At 41.3% G+C, this 13,422-nt stretch carries 13 protein-coding genes; 1 reads left to right on the top strand and 12 read right to left on the bottom strand.

The annotated features are described in order from the left end of the window. The 4 genes from gmhA to gmhB are packed head-to-tail and all read right to left on the bottom strand — an operon-like array spanning position 1 to position 3,457. Positions 1-570 (bottom strand): D-sedoheptulose 7-phosphate isomerase, encoded by a 570-nt coding sequence (gene gmhA, locus CVT08_RS03860; protein ID WP_107856272.1) that lies wholly within the window; start codon positions 568-570, stop codon positions 1-3. Next, entirely contained in the window at positions 545-1,963 is a 1,419-nt protein-coding gene (rfaE1, locus tag CVT08_RS03855) for a D-glycero-beta-D-manno-heptose-7-phosphate kinase (protein ID WP_107856271.1), read from the bottom strand. The genes gmhA and rfaE1 overlap by 26 nt, the downstream gene beginning before the upstream one ends. Then, complete coding sequence (gene rfaD / locus CVT08_RS03850) at positions 1,956-2,945, bottom strand: ADP-glyceromanno-heptose 6-epimerase (RefSeq protein WP_107856270.1); 990 nt, start codon at positions 2,943-2,945, stop codon at positions 1,956-1,958. The genes rfaE1 and rfaD overlap by 8 nt, the downstream gene beginning before the upstream one ends. Further along, positions 2,942-3,457 carry a D-glycero-beta-D-manno-heptose 1,7-bisphosphate 7-phosphatase gene (gene gmhB / locus CVT08_RS03845; protein ID WP_107856311.1) on the bottom strand — a complete coding sequence of 172 codons (516 nt, stop codon included), beginning with the start codon at positions 3,455-3,457 and terminating at the stop codon, positions 2,942-2,944. The genes rfaD and gmhB overlap by 4 nt, the downstream gene beginning before the upstream one ends. Positions 3,458-3,549: 92 nt before the next feature. Here gmhB and CVT08_RS03840 point away from each other — a divergent pair, with 92 nt between their 5' ends. Further along, positions 3,550-3,852, top strand: coding sequence for a c-type cytochrome (locus CVT08_RS03840; protein ID WP_009294052.1), 303 nt, complete (start codon positions 3,550-3,552; stop codon positions 3,850-3,852). 368 nt (positions 3,853-4,220) lie between these two features. Here the strand turns inward: CVT08_RS03840 and epsC are convergent, their stop codons facing one another. The 8 genes from epsC to lptE all read right to left on the bottom strand — a co-directional run bounded on the left by epsC (position 4,221) and on the right by lptE (position 13,421). After that, a complete protein-coding gene (gene epsC, locus CVT08_RS03830; protein WP_002941946.1) occupies positions 4,221-4,772 on the bottom strand; it encodes a serine O-acetyltransferase EpsC in 552 nt (183 codons plus the stop codon). Between the two features lie 4 nt (positions 4,773-4,776). Beyond that, positions 4,777-5,682, bottom strand: a complete 906-nt coding sequence (cysK, locus tag CVT08_RS03825; RefSeq protein WP_021087886.1) for a cysteine synthase A — start codon at positions 5,680-5,682, stop codon at positions 4,777-4,779. A gap of 93 nt (positions 5,683-5,775) precedes the next feature. Beyond that, positions 5,776-6,444 carry an endonuclease III domain-containing protein gene (locus CVT08_RS03820; protein ID WP_107856269.1) on the bottom strand — a complete coding sequence of 223 codons (669 nt, stop codon included), beginning with the start codon at positions 6,442-6,444 and terminating at the stop codon, positions 5,776-5,778. Beyond that, complete coding sequence (locus CVT08_RS03815) at positions 6,441-7,205, bottom strand: ATP-binding protein (protein ID WP_107856268.1); 765 nt, start codon at positions 7,203-7,205, stop codon at positions 6,441-6,443. Before CVT08_RS03815 ends, CVT08_RS03820 begins: the two co-directional genes overlap by 4 nt. Then, entirely contained in the window at positions 7,202-10,147 is a 2,946-nt protein-coding gene (gene mfd, locus CVT08_RS03810) for a transcription-repair coupling factor (protein WP_107856267.1), read from the bottom strand. The genes CVT08_RS03815 and mfd overlap by 4 nt, the downstream gene beginning before the upstream one ends. Beyond that, positions 10,128-11,330 carry a Mur ligase family protein gene (locus CVT08_RS03805; protein WP_107856266.1) on the bottom strand — a complete coding sequence of 401 codons (1,203 nt, stop codon included), beginning with the start codon at positions 11,328-11,330 and terminating at the stop codon, positions 10,128-10,130. The genes mfd and CVT08_RS03805 overlap by 20 nt, the downstream gene beginning before the upstream one ends. Next, positions 11,327-12,901: a GGDEF domain-containing protein gene (locus CVT08_RS03800; RefSeq protein WP_107856265.1), complete on the bottom strand. Its 1,575-nt coding sequence runs from the start codon at positions 12,899-12,901 to the stop codon at positions 11,327-11,329. Before CVT08_RS03800 ends, CVT08_RS03805 begins: the two co-directional genes overlap by 4 nt. Continuing rightward, positions 12,882-13,421, bottom strand: coding sequence for an LPS assembly lipoprotein LptE (gene lptE, locus CVT08_RS03795; protein ID WP_107856264.1), 540 nt, complete (start codon positions 13,419-13,421; stop codon positions 12,882-12,884). The genes CVT08_RS03800 and lptE overlap by 20 nt, the downstream gene beginning before the upstream one ends. Position 13,422 lies beyond the last annotated feature (1 nt).

Raw genomic sequence — 13,422 nt, 5'->3', positions numbered from 1 at the left:
TTAGCCCCTAAAAGCCTCATCTACGGCTTGGCAGATCGTGTGGATGAAAAAAATATGCGACTCTTGAATTCTTGCTGTATCGCTTGAGTTAACGACTAAATTTAGATCACATCCTTTATTCATCGCGCCACCGCCTTTACCGCTAAGTCCAAGCACCGATACGCCCATTTTCTTGGCACTTTTTATCGCCTCAAGGACGTTTTTGCTGTTGCCACTTGTTGAGATCGCCACGAGCAAGTCGCCCTCCTGTGCCAAAGCCTCAAACTGGCGTGAAAAAACATAGTCAAAGCCGTAGTCATTGCCAATAGCCGTAAGTGCCGAAGTATCGGTAGTTAGCGCGATGCCTGGCAGTGCTTGACGCTCGCTTTTATATCTGCCAGTTAGCTCGGCTGCAAAGTGCTGTGCGTCCGCCGCAGAGCCGCCGTTACCGCATATCAGCACCTTTTTGCCATTTTTTAGCGTCTCAGCCACCATCTGACAAGCGCGCTCTAGGCTGCCCAGCAAATTTACATGCTCGCTAAATGTCTTTTGGTGAGCCTCGAGCTCATTTTTTATCATCATTTTTAGCATCTTTTATCCTTTTTATTATCCCCGTTGTGCTTTTGCCCTCGACAAAGTCGATCAGCCTGACCTCTTTTACGATCTCGCTGCCAACGACCTCTTTGCCTTTATAGTCAGCCCCTTTTACAAGCACATCTGGCTTTATTTTGGTGATCAAATTTAAAGGCGTATCCTCATCAAATATCACGACATAATCGACAAATCCAAGCCCGCTTAGCACGCAGGCTCTATCATTTTGCGAATTTATAGGACGCTCATCGCCTTTTAGCCTCTTAACTGAAGCGTCCGAGTTTAGCCCAACGACCAAAAGATCGCCAAGCTCCCTTGCTCGGGCTAGGTATTTTACGTGCCCAGCGTGCAAGATATCAAAGCAGCCATTTGTAAAAACGACCTTTTTCTTACCCTTTTGGCTCAAAATTTCCTCTAGCTCCTCAACACTTTTAAGCTTGTGCTCGAAATTTGCCCCAAATGAGCTATTTAGCAGCTGCTCGATCTCGCTAAAACTAGCCGTTGCGCTGCCTATCTTAGCCACGACTACGGCTGCTGCGAGGTTTGCTATCTTTATCGCCTCTTTTATATCAGCTCCGTTTGCTAGCATGTAGCCAAGTGTGGCAAGCACCGTATCTCCAGCACCAGTGACGTCAAAGACCTCTTTTGCTTTGGCAGCAAAGATGTGTAGCCTATCATCATAAAGCGCGATGCCCTCTTCTGAGATCGTGATGATCGAATAGGTCAAATTTAGCTCGTCTTTTAGCTGTTTTATCGCTTTTTCAAGCTCGGCTTTGTCTTTTATCTTTAAATTTGTAGCCTCGCTCGCCTCTTTTTTATTTGGCGTGAGCAGGGTTGCGTTTTTGTATTTTGAGTAGTCGCTGCCTTTTGGGTCTATGAGCACTGGGATATTAAGCCTCACGCACTCGTTTATGATCTCTTGGCAGACCTTTTCGCTAAGCACGCCTTTGCCGTAGTCACTTAGTAAGACGGCCTTGAAATTTGCAAGATTTTCTTTGACTTTTAAGACAAGCTCATCTTCTAAATTTATCTTGACAACGCTCTCTTTATCGATTCTGACAACCTGCTGATGAGATGCCATGATACGGCTTTTTATCGAGCTTTCACGCCCTTTTTCGGTAAGTATGAGCTCATCTTTTACATTTAGCTCGCTAAGCTTCTCTTTTATCTTTTTGCCAGCCTCGTCATCTCCTAAGACGCTAGCTACGCTCACGTTTGCGCCAAGGGAAAGTAAATTTCTCACCACGTTACCAGCGCCGCCAAGCGTGTAGGTTTCGTTATTTATCTTTACCACCTGCACTGGTGCTTCAGGCGAGATGCGCTCGCAACTGCCCCAGATATAGTGGTCCAGCATGAGATCGCCAACGACTAAAATTTTAACCCTCTTAGCCATTTATCTCTTCCTTATAAATTCTCTTTATCTCTGGTAAGTAATCTTTTATCGCATCTTCCAAGCTCCAAGTCGCACTAAAGCCAAATGCCTCACGAGCTGGGGCGACGTCGGCCTCAGTGTGAAACTGATACGAGCCGATAAATGGGTTTTTGATATATTCGTTGCCTAAATTTACGCCGATCTCGCGCTGCAAGATGTTAGCGATATCTTGAAAGCTTCTAGCCTTGCCAGTAGCTGCGTTATAGACGCTACTTGGCGCATCAAGTGCTTTTATATTTGCATCGATGATATCTTTTATATAGACAAAGTCACGCTTGATCTGGTCGCTACCCTCAAAGAGCCTTGGGGTCTTGCCAGCTAAAATTTGCAGACCAAACTGCAGCACCATCGAGGCGGTCTTGTTTTTGAAAAACTCGCCTTTACCAAAGACATTAAAATACCTCAGCCCAACTACACTCACACCGCGCTTTGCATAAATTTTATTGATATTATCCATGCTTAGCTTGCTAAAGCCATAGACGTTATTTGGCGCTTCGCACTCGCCAACAGTTTGTGGGCTCTTTGCATTGCCATAAGTCGCCCCTGAGCTTGCGTAGATTATCTTTGCGCCCAAACTCTCGCAGATGTCAAGTAAATTTACAAAGGCATTTACATTTGTTTTTATTAGCTCGTCTTGCTCTTTTACGGTCGTGTCTGAGATCGCTGCCTCGTGGTAGATGACGTCTGGAGCAAAGCTCTTTATCTTTTCAAGCGTGCTACGATCGTTGATGTCACCAGCGTAAATTTCACCCTTAAAGCCAAGTAAATTTTTAAAATGTCCAAAGCTTTTTAGGTTGCCATTGCTAAATGTCTCGTCGTTTCTAAATTTATCCACGACAAGCACGTGAGCGTCTTTATAGTTTTCATCAAAATAATGCGCCAAAGCTGAGCCGATAAAGCCAGCGCCGCCAGTTATAACTATCTTTTTTTCGTTTAAATTCATAGTGATTTTTCCTTTTTTAGCTTATTTAAAACATCTCTTATATCTTTAAAATTTATGCCATCAAGCAAGAAATTTCTACCCACACCTGCCCTTTTGCCAGCCTCGACGTCGCTTGGCTTATCGCCTATCATGAGCGAGTTTTCAAGCTCTATGTCAAACTCTTTACAAGCATCAAGTATCATTTTTGGATTTGGTTTTCTGCAAGCGCAATCCACCTCTGGAGCGTGCGGACAAAAATAGACTTTGGTGATAAAAATTTGCTCTTTTTTAAAGCTTTCTAGCATAAATTTGTTTAGAGCGTCAAACTGCTCCTGCGTGTAGTAGCCCCTGCCGATGCCTGATTGATTTGTCACGACAAAGAGCTTGTAGCCAGCCTCAGCAAATTCCCTCAACGCATCAAAAATGCCATCAATAAATTTAAAGTCCTCAATCTCGCAAACGTATCCAGCGTCTTCATTTATGACGCCGTCGCGGTCTAAAAAAAGTGCTTTGTTAGCTGTTTCTTTTATCATTTGGTGATTATAGCCAAAATATTTTAACCCACCCCTTGCAAATTTACATTTTTGTATTATAATGCCGGCACGTTTTTTAAAAAGGATGACAAATGAAAAAACTACTAATCGTTTCAAGTGTTGCAGCACTACTTTCAACTGCTGCTTTCGCTGCAGATGGCGCTACTATCTATAAAAAATGCGTTGCCTGTCATGGCGCTAAAGCTGAAAAAGTTTTCAATAACAAAGTTCCAGCTTTAACATCACTTGATGCAGCAGCTATCGAAGCAGCTCTAAAAGGCTACAAAACAGGAGCAAATAAATTTGGTCTTGGTGCTATGATGAAACCTATCGCTACTCCAATGAGCGATGAAGATGCAAAAGCAGTAGCTGAATACATCCAAACTTTAAAATAATCACAGGGGCGCTCGCCCCTTTTTTCTACAAATTTAAACTCACACCAAATTTTAAAAGCTCTCTTAGCATTTGGTATATAAAATCACAATATACATCTTCTTTTATCGGCACTCTTTTTTCATAAGCGCGTAGGCTATGCCATCAATAAAAGTTTGCGCTAAACGTATCAGCTATATTTCTTTGATTAAATTTTACGTAAGTTTTTTGGTGCATCTTTCGCCTGATAAATTTTGTTATCAAATTTACTAAAATGACAAATATTATAATAGGCAGCGCAAAGTTAAAAAACGTTGGCAGCATAGTGGATAGTAAATTTGCCGTATCAAAAATTTGCATTTTTATGGTGTAGTGAGAGTAAATTTAAATTTTAAATGATAAATTCTGGTTCAAATTTTGTCCCATTTACTCTGACAACTCTTGCTGGTATGCCTACTACTGTTGCGTTTGCTGGGACGTTTTTTAGCACGACTGAGTTTGCGCCGATCTTGGCATTTTCGCCGATCGTTATAGCCCCAAGTATCTTTGAGCCAGCGGCGATAGTCACGCCATTTTTAACGGTTGGATGGCGCTTGCCACACTCTTTGCCAGTGCCTCCAAGTGTCACTTGATGATACATCATCACATCATCCCCAACCTCGGCCGTCTCGCCGATAACCACGCCCATGCCGTGATCTATGAAAAATCTCCTACCGATCTTGGCCCCTGGGTGGATCTCGATGCCTGTTAGAAATCTTGCTATTTGCGAGATGAGTCTAGCTAGAAAAAACCACTTTTTTTCATATAAAAAATGTGAAATTTTATGAAACAAAACCGCATGGATGCCAGGAGTGTTTATAAGTATCGCCAAAAAGCAACAACTATGCACCGATGGGTCTTTTTCACGGACGGTTTGAACTAGCTCTTTTAGACTCTCCCACATATTTTTACGCTCCGTAAAGCTCTGTACTTAGGTATCTCTCGCCGTTATCTGGAGCTATGAAAAGCACTTTTTTGCCAGCGCCAAGTCTTTTAGCCACTCTTTTTGCAGCCACGTAAGAAGCGCCACCACTTATGCCTATCATCAAGCCATCGCTCTTTGCGATCGCTCTAGCTGCGTTTAGTGCGTCATCGTTGCTTACTTTTTCTACTTCGCTAACTAGGCTCATATCCATCGTATTTGGTAAAAATCCAGCTCCGATGCCTTGAATTTTATGTGGTCCTGGGTTGCCGCCACTTAAAACCGGTGATGCCTCAGGCTCTACTGCGATGATCTTAGTGTCATAGCCTTTTTCTTTTAGAACCTTTGCCACGCCGCTTATCGTGCCACCTGTACCAACGCCTGCTACAAAGGCATCAAGCTTGCTAAAATCAGCCACGATCTCAGCAGCTGTTGTTAGCTCGTGAGCTTGTGGGTTATACTTGTTTTCAAACTGGCTTAGCATTACGTGATTTGGCTGAGAAGCTAGCTCAGTAGCTCTTGCGATCGCTGCTTTCATACCACCAGCTGCAGGAGTTAGCTCAAGATGAGCGCCATATGCAGCCACGATCTTGCGTCTTTCGATACTCATGCTCTCAGGCATGCAAAGGATCACTTTAAAGCCAAGTGCAGCACCGCACATAGCTACGCCGATACCTGTATTTCCGCTTGTTGGCTCAACGATAGTGTCGCCATGTTTTAGCGTGCCATCAGCTAGCATTTTAGTGATCATATTAAATGCGATCCTATCTTTTACAGAGCCGCCTGGGTTAAAAAACTCTAATTTTACGTAAATTTCAGCCTCATCAGCACCTGTTTTAACCTTTACGATAGGTGTATTACCGATCGTTTTTACGATGTTATCGTAGATCATCACTCCTCCTAAAATAAATTTCTCGTAAATTTAGCATAGAATTTAAAATAAAACATAAAAAGTCCTAATTTGCGCTAAATTTAAAATAAAAATTTAGTTTTTAATGCTATCAAGCACCTCTTGTCCGCTTTGGCTTAAAATTTTGCCTTTGAAATTCTCTTTGCAAAACTCCAAAATAAGCGCATGATAGAGCTTTAAAACCTCACTCTCGTCAAATTTCACGCTATCAAGAAATTTATAAATTTCATCATAATCAAGCGAACTAAACCACTCAGCCGCCTCGTCGTAGCTCTCAAAAATGTAGTCAAAATATGCCATTATCCTAAGTGCATAAGCATCAACGACCATGTAAGGCTTGCCGCAAGCATAAGCAAGTATCGCGTCGCAAGTCTCAGCGCCAACACCTCTTATGCTTATGAGCCACTCGCGGCCTACGTTTTCTTTAAAGTTTTCAAAGTCACCAAATTCATTTTTTATAGCTAGACAAAGCGTCTTTAGCCGTTTTGCCTTTGTGTTGTAAAAACCACTTGGCTTTATGAGCGTGGCAAGCTCGCTGTTTTCAAGCGCGCAAATGCCTTGCAGGCTATCTTTGCTGGCATTTTTTAGATTAGTTAGTGCTTTTTCTACGTTTTTCCAGTTGGTATTTTGCACTAAAATAGCACCCAAAATAACCTCAAAAGTGCCCTCGCCTGGCCATTTTAGCTCGTCTAAATTTCTCTTTTTGTGATTTAGCAAGGCTAAAAACAGATCAGTTGATCTCATTTTAAATTTTCTTTAAAAGTTAGATAAAACTGCTTTGCAGTCCTGCCACTTCTGCTAGCTCTTAGCGTGGCGAAATTTTTAGCAAGCGTGTGAAGCTCATCTTTGTCGCCAGTGTAGTCTTTAAAGTAAAAATCAACCATTTTTAGGTACTCGTCGTAGTTGCCTTGATAAAAGCTGATCCAAAGACCAAAGCGATCTGAGAGAGAAATTTTCTCCTGAGCTGCGTCGCTGTAGTGAATTTCTCCGTCTATTAGCTCTGAGTTTTCATTTTCACTCTTAAACTCGCTTATTAGATGTCTGCGATTTGATGTAGCGTATAAAAGGACGTTTTTTGGCGGCTTTTGGATAGAGCCATCCATGATAGGTTTTAGAAATTTATACTCATTGCTGCCATTTTCAAAGCTTAGATCATCGCAGAAAATGATAAATTTAAACTCGCTCTTTCTGATCTCGTCGATGATGTCGCCAAGGTATTTTAGATCCTCGCAGCCGATCTCGATGATGCGAAGTCCCTCTTTATAAAATTTAGTAAAAACAGCCCTTACAAGGCTTGACTTGCCACATCCTCTCTCGCCCCAAAGAAGCACGTGATTTGCCTCGTTGCCAGCTATAAAATTTCTAGTATTTTTTAGCAAAATTTCTTTTTGTTTTTCAAGCCCATAAAGTGAGTCGATATCGACAAAATCGATATCCTCAACTGGCTTTAACATCCCTTTTGTGCTCTTATAAATCGCTGCGTACTTCACACCCCAATCTATCATCTCTTATCCTTTCTTAGATAGACCAAAATTTCAGCCAAAACATCGTCATCATCCTTGCTACGTGACTTTAGCCTGATCTTCTCGTCATCATTTTTCGTTATTAGTATATTTTGTTCGCTGTTTGAGATCGTCTTTATGCCAGCTTTTAGAGCTAAAATTTTGATGATGATAAGGTCTAAAAACTGCTTTGTAAATGTATCTATCTTGCCAAATCTATCCTCAAGCTCGCTTTGTATCTCATAGACCTCGGCGACCTCTTTACACTTGCTAAGGCGCCTGTAAATTTCAAGCCTTAGCCTATCTTCTCTTATAAATTCTTGATTTAAAAAGGCGCTCACACTAAGCTTTAGATCGATCTTGTCAAGCTTTGCGGAGTCTTGATTAAGAAGCTTGTTTATCTCATCTTCTAGCATTTTTAGATATAGCGAGTAGCCGATAGCCTCGATGTGACCGCTTTGCGCCTCGCCGATGATGTTACCACCACCTCTTATCTCAAGGTCGTGATAGGCTAGCACTGAGCCAGCGCCCAAAAATGAGTTGCCCTCAAGTGCCACAAGGCGTTTTAGAGCGTCTTTGCTAATGGCGTCTTTATCCTCAACCAAAAAGTAGCAATAAGCTTGCTTGTCGCTTCTGCCCACGCGACCACGCAGCTGATGCAGGTCAGCCATGCCAAATTTATTAGCATTTTCTACAATTATGGTGTTTGCATTTGGCAAGTGGATGCCGCTTTCAACGATGCTGGTGCAAAGCAGCAAGTCATACTCGCCCCGCTCAAATTTCATCATCTCATCTTCAGTGACTTTCGCATTTACCTTTGAGTGAAGTATCAAAATTCTAAGCTTTGGCAAAATTTTTCTTAGATCATTTGCCGTCTGCTCGATGTCTGCGATGTGGTTGTGGATGTAAAAGGTCTGCCCGCCGCGCCTTAGCTCACGCATGATAGCCTCTTTGACGACCTTTTCGTCCCACTCTCTCACGCTTGTTCTCACATCCAGCCTTGAGCTTGGCGGAGTGGCTAAAATGCTATATGTTTTTATCTTGCTAAGCGCCATATTTAGGCTTCTTGGTATCGGCGTGGCGCTCATGCTTAAGATGTGTGAGTGCTGAGAAATTTCTTTTAGCTGCTCTTTTTGCTTAACGCCAAATTTATGTTCTTCATCAACCACGATAAGGCCTAAATTTTCAGCCTTTACGCCAAGAAGCGCATGCGTACCCACGCAAACTATGGGCTCATTTTCTTTTAGCGCTTTTTGCAAGCTTGATTTTTCTTTGGCACTTGAAAAACGATCCAGCCTAAAGACCTTTATACCAAATTTGCTAAATCTTTGGCTTAGTGTCTTGTAATGCTGCGAGCTAAGAAGTGTCGTTGGGACAAAGAAAAACGCGCTAAAGCCTGATTTTATGCAGGTAAATATGGCATTCATCGCAACTTCAGTCTTGCCAAAACCAACATCTCCACTAAGCAGCCTATCCATAACCTTGCCGCTTTTTAGCTCATCTTTTATATCATTTACCGCCTTTTGCTGATCGCTCGTGTATGAAAAACCAGCGTCTTGGACGAAATTTAGATAAGAGATGTCCTCTTTTTGTAAAATTTTGCCTGCGATTAGCTCCCTTTTTGCTGCCATTGCTACGATCTTTGAGGCGATCGCAAAGAGTTTTTCTCTAACTTTTTCTTTTATCTTGGCAAAATTCGCCTTGCCAAGGCGATCAAGCACCGCCATAGAGCCATTTTGCGCGATGTAGCGGTCTATCAAATTTAGATGCTCAACTGGCAAAAGAAGCTTGTCATCATTTTGATAGGCGATAACCACAAATTCTTTAGTAGCGCCCAAAACCTTGATCTTTTCAAGCCCTAAAAACCGGCCTATGCCATACTCTTCATGCACTACATAGTCATTTACTTTTAGCTCGTCCACCACGAGGCTTGAGCGCTTAACTCGCCTTTTTTTCTCAAATTTATTTAGTGATACTACGATCTTGTCGCTTGAGGTTAAATTTACTACAAGGGGCGAAATTTCAAGCTTTACGTTGGCAAAGCCATCAAGCTCATAGCCCTTAAAAAGCCCCTCGTTTCTTGAAAGAACGGTTATATTTTTGCTCTTATTTAGTTCAAAAAAGTCAAAATTTAAAGTAACTTCTAGGTCTTTATAAACCTTTGGCTCAGGCAAAATTTCAATGCCCTTAAATTTCTCCTCTGGCGCATCATAAATTTCAAAATCGATCTTCTTAACCAGCTTTGAGTCAAATTCTTTTAAGTAGTCGCTAAAGCTATCTATCGCCCAAAATCCAAGCGAATTTATATCGCTCACCAAGGCATCGCTTTGCATATCCTCGATCTTTTGGCTCACTTTTTCAAACTCATCTTTGCTAAGATTTGCGATAAATGGCACGATCTCGGCTTCGCTTAGCTCGGCTTTATTGCTAATTTGCGTGGCGGTGTTATAATTTCTTATACTCTCCACCTCATCGCCAAAGAGTAAAATTCTAACAGGATCATCCATATTTACGCCATAAATATCCACCACTTCGCCACGTATGCTAAACTCGCCAACGCTCTCAACGATATCGACGCACTCGTAGCCAAAGCGTATGAGTAGGTCGGCAAATTCGTTTAAATTTAGATTATCTTTTAGCTTGATCGTTGAGCTTTCTAAGTTTTTTTGCGTTGGAAGTGGGTTTAAAAGCGTGCTAAATGGGCTTATGATGATCTTTTTGCCATCAAATTTATAGTATTTGCTAAGAACCGATGAAATTTCAAAAAGCTCTTCATTAAAGCTTCTTAGATCATCACCCTTTTTAGCTCTAAAATCAGGTAGTTTAAAGGCGCTAAAGCCAGCAAAACTAGCCGCATCAGCGCAGAGTGCCGCCTCTTTGTCATCTTCGCAGATGAGAATTTGTGGGATGTGTGTTAAAAGATACTCATAGACCTTTGCTTGCATAGTACTCTTTTAAAAAGGCTTCGGCTAGGTGAAACGAGCCAAATGCTAGGTAAATTTTGCCGTTTTTTGCCTCTTTTGTATCGTTCATATCGCTTGGTTCAAACTCTCTATGCGAAATTTCAAGCTCATTTAACGCTTTGTTTATGAGCTCTCCGCCAAGCTCCCTGCCCTCGCAGTGGTAGTGATAAAGCAGCACGTCCTCAATGACTGGCTTTAGAGCTGCCAAAACTGCCTTGAAATCTTTATCTAAAAACGAGTTATAAACTAGCGTTAGCTTCTTGCCGCTAAACTCTTCTTGACTAAATTTCTTAGCCACAGCCTTTGCGCCAAGCTCGTTGTGACCGACATCAACATATAAATTTGAAGCGATCTTTTCACATCTACCACGAAGCGATAAAGCGCCAAGCCTTTTGATATCTATGCTGCTATCTAAAATTTTAGCTGCGGCGTAGGCTAGAGTTAAATTTGAGCGTAAAAACTCTGGTAGATTAAATTTATCTGCGTAGTTTGCGATCTCGTTTAAATTCTCTTTGGTTAAAATTTCTCTTGGAAAGCTCAGAGTTGCGCCTTTTTCGCTTGCGATCTCTTTTGCGATAGCCACACTTATCTCGTTCATCTCATCATTTAAAATAGCTCTTTTGCCCATGGCTTCAAATTTCGTGCGTGAAATTTCTTCTAAGCTATTGCCTAATATCGCCGTGTGGTCAAAGCCGATCGGAGTAAATATGCTTAGCTCTTTTTCAAAGACATTTGTCGCATCCAGCACACCGCCCATGCCAGCCTCGCAGACAAAGTAGTCGCAACCCTCAAAAAGCACCGCAGAAAGCAGCGTCATATACTCAAAATAGCTCGTTTTTATCTTGTACTCGTCGCTTAAAAGAGCTTGCAAACGCTCGTGAGCTCTCTCTAAAATTTCATCACTAGCGACCTCGCCATTTAGCCAAAATCGCTCATTAAATTTAAATATATGTGGGCTCGTGTAGTGGCCTACTTTTGCACCATTTTGGCTTAAAATTTGTGCTAAAAAGCGACCTGTACTACCTTTGCCATTTGTGCCGATGATGTGGATTATCTTAAAAGGCTTTAGATGACCTTTGATCGTATCATAAGCCCTTATGATCCTACCATAGTCGATCTCTTTGTAGTAAAGTGGCTTGCCATCAAGAAATTTAGCTAGGCTCATTTTTCCTCGATTATCTTTGGCATGACTTGGTTTCTGCCGCCCTCTTTTGAGAGATAGAGCATCTTATCAGCGCCTTCAAGTGTCATCGTGTCGCTTAAATTTGCGCTTCTTGTAGCCACACCAGAGCTAATGGTAACTTTGATGCGCTCATTTTTATAGATAAATTTAAAATTTTCTATCATACTTCTTAGCTTATCGCCAAATCTAACTCCATCTTTTAGGCTCGTACTTGGTAGCAAAATGACAAATTCCTCACCGCCATATCTACCGACAAAATCAACCTTTCTAGCATTTTTCTTAAGCACTTGAGCCACGGCTGAAAGGATCACATCGCCAGCTTCGTGGCCATAGGTGTCATTTATCTTTTTAAAGAAATCAATATCAACAAAGCAGATAGAATAGTCCGTGCCATAACGCTTATAGGCTTCTTCGATACGCTGAATTTCACTCATCAAAGCTCTTTTTGTGGCCACTTTAGTTAAAAAGTCCTCTTTACTCTCAAGCTTAGCAGCTTCAAGCTCTTTTTCTAAGCTTGTGACCCTGTTTTGAAGCTCAGAAATGGTCGCTTGCTTGCTGTTCATCTCAAGGCCAAGCTCCTTGCTCTCGATCTCCAAAGCACTAGCGATCTCAATGAGCATGTTTTTTACATGATCTATGCTATTTTCATTTAAATTTACCTTTTTAAGGTCGTTTTTGATGCTTTGCGCCTTAGCTGAGCTACTTTTTGAGCTAGCTGCGATGTCAGAAATTCTATCGCCTATGTTTTGCAAGATGTTATTTATCGAGCCCACTTTTTCGATGATCTCGGTTCTATCTTCTTCGATCCTGCGATCGACAAAGGTTTTTATCTTCTCTTGAAATTCTTTGCTATTTAGGCTTTGTGGATTTTGTTTTAAAACGTTTCTAATGGTGCTAAGCTCTTCGCCAAGCTCTTTTGTGATAGAAGGCTCAAGGGCAAAATTTAAAAGCTCAACTAAAGCGTTTTCTTCGCCGCTCTCATTTTTTTGAGAGAGAAATTTCTCAAGCTCAGCGCTCATAGTCCTTAGATCGTCAAAGTCTCTCACGCCATAATATTTCAAAAAGTCCAAAAAATCAGTGTCATAAGAGCTTACAAAGTCAAACCATTTAAGGCACATCTCTTCAAGATTTTTCTCATCATATCTTCTAGCAAGTAGCTGCATGCCCTGCTCCGCTAGAGCTTTTGCGTCTTTGTTGTGAAGCATAGAGATGGCTTGGAGAATTCTTCTTGCAAAGGCATTTAGTGACTTTAACTTTTTATCATCGACCACTTGGGTTGCGCCATTTTTAGCACCATGAGAGAGCCTAGCGGTCATAAAAGCTACAAACTCATCAACCGTTTTTATATGAAGACTTATAGCTTGCGCCTTGTAGTCATCACCAAGCCTTGAGATATATTTTTCTATCTTTTTGCTCTCTTCGGTTGTAAATCCATATTTTTTAGAAATTTCATTATAAACTTCGGTGTAATTTTCTGGCGTTAGCATCAAATGGCGATCTTTTATCTCGCTTAAGGCTTCCTTGACTATTTGACTAACGGTTACTGCTGCCATTTTTATATCCTTTTACAGCTAAATTTGCGATGTACTCATCAAACGCCTCTTTTGAAGCCTCTTTTATAGCTTCATACTTTTGAGTATCGCTAATGACACTATCTGCGTATCTTACGCTCTTTTGACGTCTTGCCACACTAAAATCATACTCGCCAGTAGCAGGTATATCTATGACGCGACCATCTTTAAATTTGGTTTTATAGTTTAGAGTTAAAAGAGCTTTATAAGATGTGATATAGCCGTATTCATCATAGATTATCGCTTCATAGGTTAAATTTTGCACTGAGACAATTATCGAAGTATCAGCGCTATCTTTGCTTGATAGTGATTTATGCAACCTTGCGACCATGCCCTCTTTTACTGCATCTTTTATCCAGACACTATTTTTTGGCTCTTCTTTGCTGATGATAACATCAACATAAACTCTATCTCCCACCAAATCCTGCGAGATCTTTGAAACTGGTTTATAGCCACATCCGCAGATAAATATAGCAATAAAAAACGCTAAAAAATATCTCAAA

The organism is Campylobacter concisus (assembly GCF_003048835.2).
Taxonomy (GTDB): domain Bacteria; phylum Campylobacterota; class Campylobacteria; order Campylobacterales; family Campylobacteraceae; genus Campylobacter_A; species Campylobacter_A concisus_D.
The sequence above is the reverse complement of the archived record's forward strand: the minus strand, read 5'-3'. Positions and strand labels throughout refer to the sequence as shown.